The sequence below is a fragment of the Aliiroseovarius sp. S1123 genome, assembly GCF_023015885.1.
Classification (GTDB): Bacteria; Pseudomonadota; Alphaproteobacteria; order Rhodobacterales; family Rhodobacteraceae; genus Aliiroseovarius.
In genome coordinates, this window is sequence record NZ_JALKBE010000008.1 from 129,406 (window position 1) to 145,682 (window position 16,277).

General features: G+C 59.1%; 16 protein-coding genes and 1 tRNA gene. 13 read left to right on the top strand and 4 right to left on the bottom strand.

The window, feature by feature from the left end:
• Positions 1–41: 41 nt before the first annotated feature.
• Complete coding sequence (locus tag MWU53_RS14180) at positions 42–584, bottom strand: helix-turn-helix transcriptional regulator (RefSeq protein ID WP_247094307.1); 543 nt, start codon at positions 582–584, stop codon at positions 42–44.
• Positions 585–704: 120 nt separating this feature from the next.
• Here MWU53_RS14180 and MWU53_RS14185 point away from each other — a divergent pair, with 120 nt between their 5' ends.
• Positions 705–2,210 carry an AMP-binding protein gene (locus MWU53_RS14185; RefSeq protein WP_247094308.1) on the top strand — a complete coding sequence of 502 codons (1,506 nt, stop codon included), beginning with the start codon at positions 705–707 and terminating at the stop codon, positions 2,208–2,210.
• Positions 2,211–2,260: 50 nt separating this feature from the next.
• On the opposite strand, the gene MWU53_RS14190 is transcribed toward MWU53_RS14185, so the two are convergent.
• The gene (locus MWU53_RS14190) at positions 2,261–2,545 is read right to left on the bottom strand and encodes a glucose-6-phosphate isomerase (RefSeq protein WP_247094309.1); all 285 of its coding nucleotides are present in this window, start codon (positions 2,543–2,545) and stop codon (positions 2,261–2,263) included.
• A 285-nt stretch (positions 2,546–2,830) separates the two neighbouring features.
• Here MWU53_RS14190 and MWU53_RS14195 point away from each other — a divergent pair, with 285 nt between their 5' ends.
• The 8 genes from MWU53_RS14195 to MWU53_RS14230 all read left to right on the top strand — a co-directional run bounded on the left by MWU53_RS14195 (position 2,831) and on the right by MWU53_RS14230 (position 11,628).
• Entirely contained in the window at positions 2,831–4,171 is a 1,341-nt protein-coding gene (locus tag MWU53_RS14195; RefSeq protein ID WP_247094310.1) for a helix-turn-helix transcriptional regulator, read from the top strand.
• A gap of 120 nt (positions 4,172–4,291) precedes the next feature.
• Positions 4,292–4,660, top strand: a complete 369-nt coding sequence (locus tag MWU53_RS14200; RefSeq protein ID WP_163038503.1) for a response regulator — start codon at positions 4,292–4,294, stop codon at positions 4,658–4,660.
• Positions 4,661–4,666: 6 nt separating this feature from the next.
• Positions 4,667–4,960 carry a hypothetical protein gene (locus MWU53_RS14205; RefSeq protein ID WP_247094311.1) on the top strand — a complete coding sequence of 98 codons (294 nt, stop codon included), beginning with the start codon at positions 4,667–4,669 and terminating at the stop codon, positions 4,958–4,960.
• Positions 4,960–7,698, top strand: coding sequence for an ATP-binding protein (locus MWU53_RS14210; RefSeq protein WP_247094312.1), 2,739 nt, complete (start codon positions 4,960–4,962; stop codon positions 7,696–7,698). Before MWU53_RS14205 ends, MWU53_RS14210 begins: the two co-directional genes overlap by 1 nt.
• A 45-nt stretch (positions 7,699–7,743) precedes the next feature.
• Positions 7,744–8,721, top strand: a complete 978-nt coding sequence (locus MWU53_RS14215) for a FliM/FliN family flagellar motor C-terminal domain-containing protein (protein ID WP_247094313.1) — start codon at positions 7,744–7,746, stop codon at positions 8,719–8,721.
• A 74-nt stretch (positions 8,722–8,795) separates the two neighbouring features.
• Entirely contained in the window at positions 8,796–9,122 is a 327-nt protein-coding gene (locus MWU53_RS14220; RefSeq protein WP_247094314.1) for a TraR/DksA family transcriptional regulator, read from the top strand.
• A gap of 80 nt (positions 9,123–9,202) precedes the next feature.
• On the top strand, positions 9,203–9,415 hold the full coding sequence (locus tag MWU53_RS14225; RefSeq protein WP_247094315.1) for a hypothetical protein: 213 nt from the start codon (positions 9,203–9,205) through the stop codon (positions 9,413–9,415).
• A gap of 128 nt (positions 9,416–9,543) precedes the next feature.
• Positions 9,544–11,628, top strand: a complete 2,085-nt coding sequence (locus MWU53_RS14230) for a 3-hydroxyacyl-CoA dehydrogenase NAD-binding domain-containing protein (RefSeq protein WP_247094316.1) — start codon at positions 9,544–9,546, stop codon at positions 11,626–11,628.
• Between the two features lie 51 nt (positions 11,629–11,679).
• On the opposite strand, the gene MWU53_RS14235 is transcribed toward MWU53_RS14230, so the two are convergent.
• Positions 11,680–11,895, bottom strand: coding sequence for a hypothetical protein (locus MWU53_RS14235; protein ID WP_247094317.1), 216 nt, complete (start codon positions 11,893–11,895; stop codon positions 11,680–11,682).
• Between the two features lie 153 nt (positions 11,896–12,048).
• On the opposite strand from MWU53_RS14235, the gene MWU53_RS14240 reads away from it, so the two are divergent.
• Entirely contained in the window at positions 12,049–12,306 is a 258-nt protein-coding gene (locus MWU53_RS14240) for a DUF2312 domain-containing protein (protein WP_247094318.1), read from the top strand.
• A gap of 45 nt (positions 12,307–12,351) precedes the next feature.
• On the opposite strand, the gene MWU53_RS14245 is transcribed toward MWU53_RS14240, so the two are convergent.
• On the bottom strand, positions 12,352–13,230 hold the full coding sequence (locus MWU53_RS14245; protein WP_247094319.1) for a hypothetical protein: 879 nt from the start codon (positions 13,228–13,230) through the stop codon (positions 12,352–12,354).
• Between the two features lie 86 nt (positions 13,231–13,316).
• Here MWU53_RS14245 and MWU53_RS14250 point away from each other — a divergent pair, with 86 nt between their 5' ends.
• The 3 genes from MWU53_RS14250 to MWU53_RS14260 all read left to right on the top strand — a co-directional run bounded on the left by MWU53_RS14250 (position 13,317) and on the right by MWU53_RS14260 (position 16,187).
• Positions 13,317–14,978, top strand: coding sequence for an iron ABC transporter permease (locus MWU53_RS14250; RefSeq protein WP_247094320.1), 1,662 nt, complete (start codon positions 13,317–13,319; stop codon positions 14,976–14,978).
• A gap of 47 nt (positions 14,979–15,025) precedes the next feature.
• Positions 15,026–15,101 (top strand) — tRNA-Thr (locus tag MWU53_RS14255).
• Positions 15,102–15,389: 288 nt separating this feature from the next.
• Entirely contained in the window at positions 15,390–16,187 is a 798-nt protein-coding gene (locus MWU53_RS14260; protein WP_247094321.1) for a class I SAM-dependent DNA methyltransferase, read from the top strand.
• The last annotated feature ends 90 nt before the right edge of the window (positions 16,188–16,277 follow it).

Consider the following 16,277-nt stretch of genomic DNA (forward strand, 5'->3'; position numbering starts at 1 on the left):
TGGGGAAAATTCACGAAGGTTAACGTGGTCTGAACGAAGGCTTAAAGCGGCATGCCCGAGAATTTCGCCACAAGCTCGGGCAGTTTGCGTGCCCCAAACTTCTGTAACAGCCGTGCGCGATGCGCTTCGACCGTGCGATAGCTTAGCCCCAACGTCAGGCCAATTTCTTTCGAAGTTTTGCCCTGACAGGTCAGGATCGCCACGTCGCGTTCGCGCGGGGTCAGCTCGACGACGGGGCGTTCGGCGGACAGGTCCGCGAAGCTCCAAACCCCTTGTCTGAAAGGGTCATCGGGCGTCAGGCTGGTGCCACGCACACGGCACCAGAACATATCACCGTCCAAGCGCCGCATGATGCGTTCGTCTTCATATCGTCCTGTCTCGCGCAGGATGTCACCGCCGACATCCGCCACTTTTTCATAGTCTTTCAGGGACGGGTACAAGCGTTCCAGCGGCATGTCTTTGAAGCTGTCGACCTCGGCCCCGAACATCTCGGCAAAGCGCAAGTTGCATTGGCGCACGATCCTGTTTTCGGTCAGCGCAAGCCCTGTGGGCGCGTACATGAAGGCAAGATCCATCTGGGTCATGGCCCCACTCTGCCAAAGCTTTGACGACAATTCAAACAGTTGCGTAGTTTTACGGGGCTTGCGTGGAAACAAATTGTCGTCCGATAGTCATTTGGTTGATCATGGCGAAAGAGAGGTCTCATGAATCTGGCACATTGGCTAGAGCGCACGGCGCAGGTGAATGGCGACCGGCCGGCGGTGTTTCGAGGGGCCGAGCAGGTCTTTACCTATGACGGTTTCTTCCGCGCCGCGCAGGGGCTGGCGGCGGGATTGGCTGCGCGTGGTGTCGGGCCGGGCGACCGAGTGGCCTTGTTCATGAAGAACTGCCCGCAATATTTGCTGGGGTTTTACGGCGTGTGGGGGCTGGGCGCGGCGGTCGTTCCGATCAATGCCAAGCTACATCCGAAAGAGGCGGCTTTTATCATTGAAAATTCGGGTGCCAAGCTGGTCTTGGTCACAGATGATCTGGCGGACGGGCTTACTGGTGTGACTGAAACGCCGCTGATCCACGTCGAACGTCCCGAATTTGTCGAACTATTCATGCACGAGCCGCTGCCGGTGGCCGAGCGCGCGGGGTCTGATTTGGCGTGGCTGTTCTATACCTCCGGCACAACCGGGCAGCCCAAGGGCGTTTATATCAGTCACGACATGATCCGGTCGACCTCGTTGTCCTATTTGTTGGACTGCGATGACGTCTCGCCCGATGACGGGGTCTTTTACATGGCGCCGATGAGCCACGGGGCGGGGATCTATTCACCAATCCACGTGGCGCGCGGGGCACGGCACATCACACCTGCCTCGGGCGGGTTTGATGAGATCGAGTTGCTGGACACGGCTGAGGCGCAAGGCCCGCTTCAGATGTTTATGGCGCCCACGATGGTGCGGCGGTTTACCGATATCGCCAAGGCTGCTGGGCGTCGCGGCGAGGGGATCAAGACCATCGTCTATGGCGGTGGACCCATGTATCTGGCGGATATTGAAGAGGCCGTCGATTGGTTCGGCCCGCGCTTCGTGCAGATCTATGGGCAAGGCGAGTGCCCGATGGCGATTACCGCGCTGTCGCGCGCTGAAGTGGCCGACCGTAAGCATCCGCGCTGGCGCGAAAGACTGGCCTCGGTCGGACGGGCACAAAGCGTGGTCGAGGTGCGGATCGGGGACGAGGCCGGGCAGCCTTTGCCACCCGGCGAGGTGGGCGAGATCATGGTGCGCGGCACCCCCGTCATGCCTGGTTATTGGAATAATCCTGACGCCACCACGAAAACGCTGGTGGATGGCTGGCTGATGACCGGAGACATGGGGTTTCTGGATGAAGACGGATATCTGACCATGCGGGATCGTTCGAAGGATGTAATCATCTCGGGTGGGACAAATATCTATCCGCGCGAGGTTGAAGAGGCGCTTTTAACCCACCCGGATGTACACGAGGTTAGCGTGGTTGGACGCCCAAGTGCGGAGTGGGGCGAAGACGTTGTGGCGTTTGTTGTGCTGGCAAAAGGGGTCGCGCTGAACGAATCCGCGCTGGACGCGCATTGCTTGGAAAACATCGCCCGGTTCAAACGGCCCAAAGCCTATACCGTGCTGTCTGAGCTGCCCAAGAACAACTATGGCAAGGTGCTGAAAACCGAGCTGCGCAAGATGTGCGACTAAAAAAGGCGCGCCGTTTCGGGCGCGCCTTGTGCGTCGTCATGATGTCCAGATCAGACCGGGCAGGGCTCCTGACGATAGGTGCCGTCGCCATTCGAGTAGGCGCACATGTTGGTGTGATAGTTGCGGGCCACCATGATGCCTGCGGCAGCGCCGGCCAGCGTGGTCAGAACCGTCCAGTTCCTGTTGGCTCCGATGGCGTTCGCGGTGATCAGGCCAGCGCTGATCCCGGCGACACCGCCGATGATGGTTTTCTCTTGATCGGTCAGTGGGCGGCTCATACAGGCGGTCAGAGCCAGAGAGGCGACGCAGGCAAGGGTCAGTGCGGATTTCTTCATGTTATCCTCCAGGATGAAAGGCTGTTTTCATACTCTTTCTAGGGGATTTTCAGGTCAAGGACACAAAGCGGCGCATCGCGGCCAGAACCCGGCAGGATATTGCCACTCGACTGGGGTGGTGTTTCCAATAGGCTTGTTAATGTGTCTCTGCAGTCATGTTCATCTTTGAAAAAGTTGTGTTAAGGCGCTACAAAGGCGCAATCTTTTTGTAAACAGACTTGGGGTGTTGCGGAGTAAGTTGAAAATGCCGCTCGCCCTCATTAACGCAAGGCAAAGTGACGACGTATGCCGCATTCCAGACTGACCGGAAGCCGAATTCGTGAACGCAGGCTGGTGTTGGGCCAAAAGCAGGCCGCACTTGCCAAGGACGTCGGGATATCCGCCGCCTATCTGAACCTGATCGAGCATAACCGCCGTCGCGTGGGTGACAGCCTGCTCGAGGCGCTGGCGAAGGCATTGAAAACCGATCCCGCGGTGCTGGCGGAAGGTGCCGAGGCTGCGTTGCTGGGTGCGCTGAGCGAGGCGGACAAGCGGCTGCCGCAAGCACAGGCCGAGCTGGACCGGTCAGAAGATTTTGCGGGCCGGTTCCCCGGCTGGGCGTCGCTTGTCATGGCGCAGAACCAACGGATCCAAGAGCTTGAACAGATGGTCGAGGCCCTGTCTGACCGCTTGACCCATGACCCGGAATTGGCAGCGTCCTTGCACGAAGTGATCTCGGCGGTGACGGCGATCCGGTCGACGGCTGCCATTCTGTCCGGCGGAGGTGAGGTCGATCAAGAGTGGCAGGACCGCTTTCTGCGCAACATGCGAGACGAGGGGATGCGCCTATCCAGCGCCGCGCAGGGCCTGGTCGAGTTTCTGGACGCGGGCAGCAGCGAAGAGGCCGTTCCCATCGGCCCGTCGGAAGAGCTGGCAACGTTCTTGGATGGCAACGCCCACTATTTCCCAAACCTCGAATGCCCATCGGCGTGGAAAGCCAATGCACGTGATCAGGCGATTGCGACCATCATCGCGGAAAGCGCGGCTCTGACCTCGCGTGAGGCACAGGACATGGCGCGCCAATTTCTGATTCAGTATGTGCGGGATGCGGAAGCCATGCCCATGCAAGCGTTCCAGACAGCGCGTTCAGCGCTTGGTTGGGATCCGGCGGCCTTGGCGCGCGAGTTTCGGCAATCGCTGCCGTCTGTCATGCGGCGCATCGCGTTTCTGCCGGCAGGTTCGGATGGGACCGTCGCTGGGTTGATCAGCTGTGATGGGGCGGGCGCGCTGGTGCTGCGCAAGGCTGTGCCGGGGTTTGCTCTGCCGCGCTTTGGTGCTGCCTGTCCCTATTGGCCGCTCTTCCAAGCATTGGCCCAGCCGGAAAGGCCCATGCGTGCCGTTGTGCGCCAGCCGGGTGGAGCGCGGCGGCGTCACGTCTGTCAGGCTATCTCTGTCCAACAGGAAGCACCGTCTTTTGATCGCCCCCCAGTTTATGAAGCCTACATGCTGATCCGCGAGCTAGATGACGCGCTGGATGGCGAAGCGATGTCTCATGCCACCCCGATCGAGGTCGGATCCACCTGCCGGGTGTGCCCCCGGACCGACTGTGCCGCCCGCCGCGAGGCGACAATTCTGTCGGCCGGGTGAATTTGTCGACTTTTCAACGTCGCAACGCTGCCGTTCAGACGTGTTTTGCTTGATTGCAGCCGTGATCTTGGCGATAGTCGCTGGACGGTGCGGATATGCCGCATCCCGGGGGAGGGGCTTATGACAAGACAGGTGCTGGTCATCGAGGATGAACCGAACATCGCCGAGGCCATCAGCTTTATCCTAAGTCGCGATGGCTGGAGTGTCTCAACCCATGCCAGTGGGACCACCGCGGTTCAGGCCGTGCGCGACGCGAAACCTGACGTGCTGATCCTTGATGTTATGCTGCCGGGTAAGTCAGGCTATGATATTTTGCAGGATTTACGCAGCGCCGATGATACTCGTGCACTTCCAGTTCTGATGTTGACCGCACGCGGGCAGAAGACCGACCGAGAGCTGGCCGAGCGACTGGGGGTGAACCGGTTCATGACAAAACCCTTCTCGAACTCGGAAATGCTGACAAACCTACGCGAGTTGGTCGGGGGCTGACCGCGCATGAGGTCCCCGCGTGAACCCCTGTTCCTTGCGCGCCAAAGCTATCGCCGGCGCCGGATCGAGGATGCCGCGCGGCTGTTGCCTCTGTTGGGTGTCGTTCTGTTTCTTTTGCCCTTGATGGTCGGTGGGGTTATCGGCTCGGTGCGCGTTGCGTTTGTTTTCTCGTCCTGGTTCTTTTTGATCCTGTCCGCGATGACCCTTGCGCGTTACCTTGGGCGTGACACGGGGCAGCGTCCCATCGGATCACAGTCCAAGCCGATTGCCCCATCTGACGATCCCACAGGACCCCTCTGATGCTGACATTCAACACGCTTGTCGGGGTCTGTCTCCTCTATGTCATCATGCTGTTTGTGGTGGCGTTTGTTGCCGACAAACGCGCGCGGCGCAGCAAGGTGCGGTTCCTGACTTCGCCGATGATCTATACGTTGTCGCTGTCAGTCTATTGTACTGCGTGGACCTTCTATGGCGCTGTTGGGAACGCAGCCCGCTCGGGGCTGGAATACGTCACCATCTATCTAGGGCCGACCTTGGTGATGATCGGCTGGTGGTGGTTTCTGCGCAAACTTGTGCGGGTGGGGCGCAGCCAGCGTGTGACCTCGATTGCGGACCTGGTATCGTCCCGCTATGGCAAGTCGAACCTGCTGGGCGTGCTGGTGACCCTGATCGCCGTGATCGGCACCACGCCCTATATCGCGCTTCAACTTCAATCCGTGACGCTGTCTTTTGCGGTATTTGCGCGCGACAGATCCGCCGGTTGGATCATTCCCGACCTCGAACAGACCGCCATCTGGGTGGCCGGGGGGCTGGCCCTGTTTACGATCCTCTTCGGGACACGAAACCTTGACGTGAACGAGCGCCATCACGGCGTTGTCACCGCGATCGCGGTCGAGGCTGTCGTGAAGCTGGTGGCGCTTCTGGCGGTGGGGATCTTTGTGGTCTGGGGTATTGGTGGCGGCCCGCAAGGCATTGCCGCTGCGATGGAACAAGCCATTCAGGCCGCCCCTGAAGGCGCTTGGACCTTGCAAGGCGGGCGCTGGGTCGGTCTGACTTTCCTGTCTGCAGCGGCGTTCCTGACCCTTCCGCGCATGTTTCAGGTTCTGGTGGTCGAGAACGTGGATGAACGCCAACTGGCCACGGCGTCATGGGCATTCCCGCTCTATCTGTTTTTGATGAGCCTGTTCGTCATCCCTATCGCCGTTGTGGGGTTGGCGATCTTGCCGAAGGGTGAAAACCCGGACCTTTTCGTGCTGACCCTGCCGCTGTACTTTGAACAAGATGGGCTGGCGATGTTGTCTTTCCTTGGGGGGTTCAGCTCGGCCACCTCGATGGTGATTGTCGCCTCTATCGCGTTGGCAACGATGGTGTCGAACCACATCATCATGCCCATCTGGCTGTCGACCCGGCTTGGGGCGGGTGCGTCTGAATACCGAGATGCCCGCCAGATTCTGCTGTCTGCGCGCCGGTTGTCCATCGTGGGCATCCTTGCGCTGGGCTATTTCTACTATCGCATCTCTGGCGGCGGGTCTGCGCTGGCGGCGATCGGGCTGATCTCGTTCGCGGGGGTTGCGCAGGTACTGCCAGCAATGGCTGGCGGATTGTTCTGGCGCGGGGCATCGCGTAGCGGGGCCGTTGCAGGATTGATCACTGGCTTTGCGATCTGGGCCTACACGCTTTTCCTGCCCAGCTTCGGCGAAGCTGGCGTCATGAGCGCGTCTGTTCTTGCACATGGTCCTTGGGGGATTGAGGCCTTGCGACCGCAGGCCCTGTTCGGTGTGAATGGTCTGGACCCCGTTGTACATGCGTTGTTCTGGTCCCTTGTCCTGAACTGCGTGGTGTTCGTCCTGATCTCACTTCTGTCTTTTCCCAGCCCGCTGGAGCGCCTGCAGGCGGCCCAGTTTGTCAACGTGCTGGACCACTCGGGCCCCGCGCGCGGGCGCAGCTTTAATGCGGCCACATCAGAGGACCTTTTGGTGATGGCGCAGCAGGTCATGGGATCGGATCAGGCGCAGGCATGGTTCCAGGCGCAAGCAGAACAGCAGGGAAAGCAAGGCTATCTTCCCGACACGACCCCGGACTTCATTGGGCGATTAGAGCGCGAACTGTCCGGGCTTGTCGGAACCGCAACCGCGCACGCGATGATCGCGCAAATTTTGGGCGGCGCAGCCGTGTCGGTCGATGACCTTTTGGCCGTGGCGGATGAAACCCAACAGATGCTGGAACAGACTTCGCAGCTGGAAGCCAAGCAGCTTGAGCTAACCACCACCGCGCGGCAGCTCTCTGAAGTGAACGAGAAGCTGACACAGCTGTCGATCCAGAAAGATGCGTTCCTTAGTCAGATCAGCCACGAACTGCGTACGCCCATGACTTCGATCCGCGCGTTCTCGGAAATTCTGCGGGATGGGGGCGCCAGTGATCCCGCGGCCGCCGCGCGCCATGCCTCGATCATCCACGACGAAAGCGTGCGTTTGACCCGGCTTCTGGACGACCTCTTGGACCTCAGCGTGTTGGAAAACGGCCAAGTGCAGCTTTACCCGCGGCATGAGGTTCTGCACGAGGTGCTGGACCGCGCGATTGCGGCCACAAGTTCGGTCATTGATCAGGAAAAGATGCATATCCACCGCAATCGCTCGGACGAAGGGGTGGCGCTTTATACCGATACCGACCGGTTAGCGCAGGTGTTCATCAACCTGATCTCGAATGCTGCAAAATACTGCGACGCGAAGGGCAAGCGCTTGGCGATCCGCGTGCGGCAGCGTGGGGGACGGTTGCAGGTGGATTTCGTTGACAATGGCAGCGGTGTGCCCTTTGAAAGCCAGTCCATGATCTTCGAGAAGTTTTCGCGACTGTCCGATCAGGCAGCTGCAGGCGGTGCAGGACTTGGCTTGGCGATCTGCCGGGAGATCATGGACAAGTTGGATGGCTCCATTACCTATCTGCCGGGACAAAGCGGCGGCGCGTTTCGTGTCACGCTGCCCGTTGGCTCTCATTCTCCGTTTGGCCGTACGTGGCCGTCTGACATCAATCATTTGTAAACCTTGTCTTGGCAGTGTCGAGGCGATCTATCGCTTGGAACTGACATGTCCGATTCAGACACACTCAGCGTGTTGCAACGCAAAGCCGGGGCAGGGCAGCCCTCCTTGGATATCCCGCGCCTCTCGGCGGCGGGGGCATTGGGCAACGCGCTGCGGCGTGCCGGGCAGGACATGGCGGGCGTCTTGATTGCGGTGACATCAGTCGACCAAGACAAAGCAGTGTTGGGTGACATGTTGGAAGGTCTTCCCGAACATGCGCTTGTGTGTCTGGTGGAAGGGCCAGATAGCAGTTTCGGCTTGGCAGTTCTGGACCAGAGCCTGATGGCCGGACTGGTCGAAGTGCAGACCGTCGGCAAGGTGTCCGCGGCTTCGGCAGCGGACCGCGCGCCCACGCGCACGGATGCGGCCATTTGCGCTGATTTTGTGGATCGCACCCTCGAGTGTTTCGAGGTCGAGGCGCATGGTGCGCAGCTGGACATCGTTCCGCAGGTGTCGGGTTATCGCTACGCGCTGCCGATCATGGATCGGGAAGTCATCTCTCTGACACTGGCAAATATCCACTACCATACTTTTCGGGCAGAACTGGATCTTGCGGGTGGTGCGAAACAGGGTGTGCTGACCGTGATCCTGCCCTGCGAAGCCTCGGCCAGCGCAGCGCAAGGCCATCCGACTACCGGGGGTGCGCCGGAACAGACAATCGCAGATGTGGCCATGACCTGCCGGGCAGAGCTGCGGGCGATCCTGTATCAGGTCCATCTTCCGGTAACGGAAGTGGCAAATCTTGAGGTCGGGATGACGATCTCGGTACCGCTTCAGGCCATGGGGCAGGTGGAGCTGTTGGATCCAGGCAACGAGGTTGTGACCACCTGCCGGCTGGGACGGATGCATGGTCAACGCGCTTTGCGTATAGGCCCGGCCCCTGATCCCCTTGCGGCACCGATGCTGCCCGAACAGGCGCTCTCGCACGCCATAGCCGCTCCAACGCCGACGCCTCCTGCTCAGACTGATATGCCAACCCCTTAAAGCCTGAATTTGCTTGACCTGTATCAATGCAGTGCTTGGTGTCTGGCTTCAAAATTAGGGCAAAGGAGAGCACTATGGTAGATGTGAACAGGTACCGTGAAATTCTGAATGCGCGGATGAAAGAGTTGGACAAGCGTCTTCACGAGATCGAAGACGAGCTGGACAGCCATCAGTCAAAAGACTGGGAAGAACTGGCTGTCGAGCGCGAAGAGGACGAGGTCTTGGAAGGGTTGGGGAATTCTGGCCAGACCGAGATCGCTCAGATTCAGGCCGCTTTCGCTCGGATGGATGAGGGCGAGTTCGGCTATTGTGTGGAATGTGGGACTGAAATCTCGCCCGAGCGGCTGAATGTGCTGCCACATACACCCTTTTGCCGCGATTGCGCAGCGAAGCACGTATGAGGAACGTCGCCGCCGGTGGAGGGGCGGCGATGGACTTCCCGATGGGCTTGCCTGTCTGATATAATAAAGGAGAGGATATAATGGCATTTGAAGAGCTTAAGGCCTCGATCAGTATGATCCTGGACGAAATCGCAAAACGGCCCGAGGATCGTCATATCCTGCAAGAACGGTTGCGCGAGAAAATCGCGGAACTGGACAAATTGGGATTGCCGGTACCCGAAGATATTCGCCGGTTCGAAGGTGAACTTGAGCAGGATGACGCAGACGATCTGTTCGATAACATGCCTATTTGACCGGGGCTGCAGCCGTTTTTGTGACAAATCCGACCGGGCGGTCAGGAAAGATTGCATGATGGCGCCATCAGCCATTGACAAGGTTGCCCTTGTTCTGCCCCTTGAGGAGAACTGATCACGGAGGAACCATGTCCGAACCTGTCACCCTGCGCGTCGAAAACACTGTTGCGGTCGTCACCATCGAAAATCCGCCAGTCAATGCCCTCAGACATGCGGTACGTGCGGGCCTGTTCGAAAACATTCAGGCCGCTATCGCGGATGACGCGGTGCGCGCAATTGTGCTGGCCGCCGAAGGGCGGACTTTCCCGGCAGGTGCTGATGTGCGCGAATTCGGGCGGCCGCGTGAAACGCCGATCCTGTCTCAGGTGTGCGACCTACTGGAAACCAGCCCCAAACCCACGATCGCCGCTGTGCATGGCAACGCGCTGGGCGGTGGCTTTGAACTGGCTTTGGCCTGCCACTATCGCGTCGTGCTGCGCGGCGCCCGCCTGGGCCTGCCCGAGGTGAAACTGGGCGTTCTTCCGGGCGGGGGCGGGACACAACGTGTACCGCGTATCTTTGGTGCTGAAGCTGCACTGGATCTGATGCTATCGGGTAAACCGATTCCCGCACAAAAAGCGCTCAACCTGGGTCTGGTGGACCAGATTGTGGACGCAGATGTCGCGGGGGCTGCGATCGCGAAGGCCGAGCAGGTGATCGCAGAAGGCGCCAAGATCCGACCGACGCGCGAGCGCGCCGAGGGGCTGCAAGACCCGGTGGCTTATGCGAACGCAATCGCAACCCGTCGCGAGAAGATGAAGAACAGCCCGCAGCCCTCGATTGCCGAGATCATCAACTGCGTCGAAGCCGCGCAAATCCTGCCGTTCGAGGCAGGCATCGCCAAAGAGCGTGCGGCCTTTGATGAATGCGAAACAGGCCCCGAGGCGACTGCCTTGCGCCACGCCTTCTTCGCGGAACGGCGCGCCGCGAAAGTGCCCGAATTGAAGGGGGCAACGTTGCGCCCTGTTACCTCGATCGGCGTGGTCGGGGCAGGCACGATGGGGGCGGGAATTGCGATTTCCTGTCTGGATGCTGGGTTCCCCGTTGTGCTGGTCGAACGTGATCAAGAGGGGCTGGAACGCGGCGTTCAGCGCATTGTTGCGAACTATGACAAGTCGGTCGCAAAGGGTCGTATTGATGCGGCCACCGGGGAAGAGCGCCTGTCGCGCCTGACCGGCACTACCGACATGCAGGATCTGACTCCGGTCGATCTAATCATCGAGGCGGTCTTTGAAGACGAAGACGTGAAACGCAACGTGTTCGCTCAGTTGGACGCGGTGATGAAGCCGGGCGGAATTCTTGCGACGAACACCTCGTATCTGGATATCGACGCGCTTGCGGCCACAATCTCGCGCCCGCAGGACGTGGTCGGGTATCACTTCTTCTCGCCTGCGCACATCATGAAGCTGCTGGAAATTGTTGTGGGTGAAAAAACCGATCCCAACGTGGTCGCGACCGGATTCGAACTGGCCCGTAAACTGCGCAAAGTGCCGGTGCGGGCAGGGGTGGCCGATGGCTTTATCGGCAACCGCGTGCTGGCGGCCTATCGTTTGGCGGCGGATTTCATGCTGGAAGATGGTGCAACGCCTGCCCAGATCGACGCGGCGATGCGCGCCTATGGCTTCCCCATTGGTCCCTATCAGGTGCTGGATATGGCGGGGCTGGACATCTCATGGGCGCGGCGCAAACGTCTGGCCGCCACCCGTGCGCCGGAAGATCGCTATGTCTCGATTGGGGACAAGATCTGCGAGCAAGGCTGGTTCGGTCAGAAAGCGGGCCGGGGGTATTACATCCATGATCAAGAGGGCGGCCCGGTCGAGAACCCCGACGTGCTAGCGATCATCGAGGAAGAGCGCCGGATCCAAGGGATCACCCCGCGCAGCTTCACAGAACAGGAAATCCAAGAGCGCTGCCTGTTTGCTATGGCGAACGAGGGCGCGCGTTTGGTTGCAGAGCGCGTCGCGCTGCGTCCGTCCGATGTGGATGTGGTGCTGCTCTATGGCTACGGCTTCCCGCGTCATCGCGGTGGCCCGATGATGGCGGCCGATCAGGCCGGTCTATTGGCCGTTAAGAATGCTCTGGCCGGCTGGCAGGTGGAAGAGCCGCGCTTTTGGGCGCCGTCGCCGCTGTTTGATGAGCTGATCAAGAACGGCAAGAAATTCGGGGATCTGTAAACCCGATCACCAAAATCGACTGATGGGGCCGCGTCTGGCCCCATCGGCACATCAGCTCAACGACACGCCCAGGATGACGCACATCAGGCCCAGCACGGACAGGCCAAGCGCCCCCATGTTCAGGGCCATTGCCTTTTGAACGCGCGCGCGCAGTTCGGCATCTTCCAGTCCTTCACGTTTGGCCTTCATGACCTTCAACGCGCTGGCCACCAGCCCGACAAGGCCGATAACCGACATGATTGCTCCAACGATGATCAGCCAGTCCATGGTGGTCTCCTATTTGGTTTCTCAGCGCCTACCGCGCAAGATGCCGCTGCGCAAGACCTGTGAGGCCTTGAAGGCGGCTATCTGTCGGGCTAAATCGGGTTTCAACATCGCCTGTCACGTTTCGCGGGCATTCATCACAGGTAAGAGGGCCCCATGGACGATCATCAGACCCAAAGCAGCTATCGCGTCACCGCAGACGAGCTTCGCCAGTTCATTGAACGCATCGAGCGTTTGGACATGGAGAAAAAGGACATTGCGGACCAGCAAAAAGAGGTAATGGCCGAAGCGAAAGGTCGTGGCTATGACACCAAGGTGATGCGTAAAGTCATCGCCCTGCGCAAGCGTGATGCCAACGACATCGCCGAGGAAGAGGCGGTTCTGGATATGTATAAGGAAGCGCTGGGCATGTAAGCCCGCCGCATATCGGAATGGAAGGGCCCTTTGGGGCCCTTTTTTTTATGCGTTCAGAACCGTAACGCCGGGGATGTTGGCAATGTCCTTAATGTCGCTTTCGTAGTTTTCCGTCAGCTCATCGACCAGATCCTGCGTCCAGCCCGAAAGCCCGATCTCGTGCTCGACGGCACCATCCCTTGCAAACTTGTCCAGGAAGGCGGCAAGGATCCTGCGGCGGTGAACCTCATTCTGGAACGGGTTTTCACGCAGATAGGTGCGCAGGCGGGTCATCCCCTCGGGCTTGGTGATCCGTTCGAGAATGTCCAAGCTGCCGCGTTCAAGCATGTTCGTGGTGCCCAGCCCTGAAATCTCCTGCATGATGTCCGGCCAGATCAGCGGGGTGTCTTCGTTGCACCAGACTGTAATTGGCGTGTCGGGGTTGGCCTCGCGAATATTCTCGATCACGTCTGCCCAGAACAAGTCGCGCGGGTCTATTGATCCCAGCATCAGCTCGCGCTTCTGGTCGTCCAGACGCGCGGCAAGGTCGGGCATGAAATTTGCGATGCAACTGATCCCCATAAAAAAGCTGACATCGTGGTCTGGAAACAGATTGCGCATCCACGAGGTGTTGCGCGCCGCAAGAGGGTACAGTCGCCCATCTTCGATTGCGCGATGATGAACACCAAGCGAATGCTCATGACCAAGGATAATCCGCTGAGCTTCCTTGGAATCAATTAGCTCGTCAATCAGCATGTCCTGCGTATCGGCGCTGGCCACGCTTCCCTTCAGCTTGACCATGATTTGGCCCAGAAGCCCGCGATACCGCGTAGGGCCGGGGACAGCGACCCCTTCCTGAAACAACTGATTGGCGTTCTTCAGAAGAGATTTCGTCAGAAGGTCGTCGTCCGTGCAATGTGCGCCGATATGGATTGCGATTTTCATCTGTCGCCTGTGTTCTGCTGCCTGCCGCAGTGAAACATACTGGGGATTTCTGGACAGTTAAACAAATTTCAGGTTAAAGCCGATACATGGTTGAGCAAAAGACTCGGATTGAGACGCCAAGACGCGTCAGGCATCGGCTAAACATTTGGTCTATCGGGGCAATTGTGATTGCCGCGCTGGTCGTGTTGCCGATCCTGTCGATCCTATGGTTGGCGCTTACACCGGAAGAAAACGCTTGGCCGCATTTGATGGCGACGACCTTGCCGCGTTACGTGACCAACACGATGATCATTTCCCTGTCCGTTGGGTTCTTATCCGCTGCGGTGGGGACGGGATCCGCTTGGTTGATCACCATGTACCGTTTCCCCGGTGCGCGGTGGCTGGAATGGCTTTTGCTTACCCCGTTGGCGATCCCGGCCTATGTCGGCGCCTATGCGCTGGTCGATTTTCTGGAATATGCCGGACCGCTTCAAACCGGGTTGCGGTCTGTATTCGGCTGGGAAAGCGCGCGCGACTATTGGTTCCCCGAGATCCGCTCGCGTTGGGCAGCCATCGTCGTGCTGGCAGCGGCGCTGAACCCCTATGTTTTCCTGCTGGCCCGCGCGGCGTTTCGAGAACAATCCGCTGATGCGTACGAAGTTGCCCGCGCCTTGGGTGCAGGGCCCTTTGCCCGTTTCTGGAGGGTTGGTCTGCCCTTGGCACGTCCCGCGATCGCGGCAGGCGTGGCCATCGTGATGATGGAAACGGTGTCGGATTTCGGTGTGGTCGATTATTTCGCTGTGCAAACCCTGACCACGGGCATTTTTACTGTCTGGCTCGAGGGGCACAACGCCGGGGGTGCGGCGCAGATCGCCTTGGTCATTCTCGGGTTCGTTTTTCTTCTGGCTGCGCTTGAAAAACTCGGTCGCTCGCGCAGCCGGTTCTATCGGATGTCACGTCAAAGTCGGCCGGTCGAACCGCGGCCGCTGGGGCGGCTCGGCGGTTTGACTGCATTGATGCTGTGCGCGGTCCCTTTCGTGATCGGCTTTGTGCTGCCCGTTGCCGTGCTGTTTTCACATGCGTTGGCCAAGCCGGAATACTGGCTGTCGAACGGGCTGATCTCGGCGTTGGTGCACACGTTGACCGTTGGGTCGGTTGCTGCTCTTGTGACCGTGGTGGGCGCGCTGTTTCTTGTCTATGGGGTGCGCCTGTCCGGCAGCGCATTGGCGCGCAAACTGATGCCGCTCACAACCATCGGATATGCTGCACCCGGTGCTGTGCTGGGCATCGGGATCCTGATCCCGATGGCGGCAGCAGACAACGCGATGGCGGACGGGGTTCTGGCGGTTACCGGGTGGGATCCCGGACTGGTCATGACGGGCACGGCCTTTGCCGTGATCTATGCCTATTGCGTGCGGTTCTTTGCCATCGCCCAAGGTGCCACCGACGCCGCGATCGAACGTGTCTCGCCCAACATCCCAATGGCCGCGCGATCGCTCGGCCGATCAGCCCGCGGTGCCCTCTCCGAGGTCTATTTCCCGTTGATTCGAGGCTCGGTCGGCACGGCGCTTCTGCTGGTCTTCGTCGACAGCGTGAAAGAACTGCCAGCAACCTTGCTTCTGCGCCCCTTCAACTACGGCACACTCGCAACGCGCGTCTACGAACAGGCCTCGCTCGAGCAACTGGGACAGGCGGCCCCGCCCGCATTGATGGTGATCGCCGTCGGCCTCTGCGCAGTCGCCCTGATGGCCCGCGCCAGCCGCCGCTGAACTTTCACTTGCACCTTCTGAAAGAAGCAATTAGATCGTGCCCGAGTGCCCCTATAGCTCAGCTGGTAGAGCAACTGATTTGTAATCAGTAGGTCCGCGGTTCGAGTCCGTGTGGGGGCACCATATACTTCATCTATATTATTGATGTTAAATGATAAATGCGTTTTTATGCATTTACTATCCACCTTATAGTCCACCCCTGGAGAGCCGCAACTCTAGTCTTGTTCTGAGAAGAAATCCGTCGTGAACGGCGTCCAAAGCTCGAGTAAATGGCGGATAGGCAGTTTGTTGTGAGTTTTCAGGTATTAGTTTGCTCCAAGTCATTGCCATGATGAAAGTTTTAGATCAATTATCTTGGTAAAGTTGAGAATGTGTGGCGTCCATTGCTGCCGATATATGGGGATAGTTGATTTGAAGGTAGAGACAGCACTATTTGCGGCGGCCGACAAAATGCGCGGCTCGATGGACGCCGGTGAATACAAGCACATCGCCCTGGGCCTCCTGTTCCTGCGTTACGTCTCCATGTCTTTCGAACGCCTGCACACCAAGCTGAGCGAGGATGATTACTCCGACGCTGAAGATCGCGACGAATACTTAGCCGAAAGTATCTTCTGGGTGCCGGAAAAGGCGCGTTGGTCCACGCTCGCTAAGCAATCCAAGGATCCCAAAATCGGCATCATGATTGACGACGCGATGCGCGCGATCGAGGCTGATAACGAAACCCTCAAGGGCGCACTGCCCAAGGTCTTTGGCAAGGAAAGCATCGACCGCGCCATGCTCACCGGCCTGATGGACCTGTTTTCGAACCTCAAGCTTGAAGGCACCAAGGCCGACTTTGACCTGATCGGCCGCATTTACGAATACTGTATCGGCGAATTCGCCAGTTCCGAGGGCAAGCGTGGCGGCGAATTCTACACGCCGAAATCCGTCGTCGACACACTGATCGAGATGATCGAGCCAACCAAGGGCCGCGTCTATGACCCTTGCTGCGGCACCGGGGGCTTCTTCGTCCAGTCCGAGAAATTCATCGACGCTCATTCCGGCCAACGCAACGACATCGCCATCTATGGGCAGGAACGCAACCACACCACCTTTGGTCTGGCGCGCATGAACCTCGCCATCCGGGGCATCTTCGGCGACATCCGTTGGAATTCCGAAGGCACCCTGGTCTGTCCGTCGTCAGGGTTTTTGGAACCAATGGCTGCGTAAACTAATAGAGAGTTTGGCTCATCTGGTTGGTTTCATTATGCGGCGTGGTGGCGGTGATGCAAGCGTCGCGTTTCGAGTGTCTTTTGTTTG

Bases quoted from the DNA above. Each gene is read 5' to 3' on its own strand.
- MWU53_RS14225 (WP_247094315.1), top strand. From the start codon at position 9,203: ATGGCATTTGAAGAGCTTAAGGCCTCGATCAGTATGATCCTGGACGAA.
- MWU53_RS14185 (WP_247094308.1), top strand. From the start codon at position 705: ATGAATCTGGCACATTGGCTAGAGCGCACGGCGCAGGTGAATGGCGAC.
- MWU53_RS14215 (WP_247094313.1), top strand. From the start codon at position 7,744: ATGTCCGATTCAGACACACTCAGCGTGTTGCAACGCAAAGCCGGGGCA.
- MWU53_RS14195 (WP_247094310.1), top strand. From the start codon at position 2,831: ATGCCGCATTCCAGACTGACCGGAAGCCGAATTCGTGAACGCAGGCTG.
- MWU53_RS14230 (WP_247094316.1), top strand. From the start codon at position 9,544: ATGTCCGAACCTGTCACCCTGCGCGTCGAAAACACTGTTGCGGTCGTC.
- MWU53_RS14220 (WP_247094314.1), top strand. From the start codon at position 8,796: ATGGTAGATGTGAACAGGTACCGTGAAATTCTGAATGCGCGGATGAAA.
- MWU53_RS14210 (WP_247094312.1), top strand. From the start codon at position 4,960: ATGCTGACATTCAACACGCTTGTCGGGGTCTGTCTCCTCTATGTCATC.
- MWU53_RS14200 (WP_163038503.1), top strand. From the start codon at position 4,292: ATGACAAGACAGGTGCTGGTCATCGAGGATGAACCGAACATCGCCGAG.
- MWU53_RS14250 (WP_247094320.1), top strand. From the start codon at position 13,317: ATGGTTGAGCAAAAGACTCGGATTGAGACGCCAAGACGCGTCAGGCAT.
- MWU53_RS14240 (WP_247094318.1), top strand. From the start codon at position 12,049: ATGGACGATCATCAGACCCAAAGCAGCTATCGCGTCACCGCAGACGAG.
- MWU53_RS14180 (WP_247094307.1), bottom strand. From the start codon at position 584: ATGACCCAGATGGATCTTGCCTTCATGTACGCGCCCACAGGGCTTGCG.
- MWU53_RS14245 (WP_247094319.1), bottom strand. From the start codon at position 13,230: ATGAAAATCGCAATCCATATCGGCGCACATTGCACGGACGACGACCTT.
- MWU53_RS14205 (WP_247094311.1), top strand. From the start codon at position 4,667: ATGAGGTCCCCGCGTGAACCCCTGTTCCTTGCGCGCCAAAGCTATCGC.
- MWU53_RS14235 (WP_247094317.1), bottom strand. From the start codon at position 11,895: ATGGACTGGCTGATCATCGTTGGAGCAATCATGTCGGTTATCGGCCTT.
- MWU53_RS14190 (WP_247094309.1), bottom strand. From the start codon at position 2,545: ATGAAGAAATCCGCACTGACCCTTGCCTGCGTCGCCTCTCTGGCTCTG.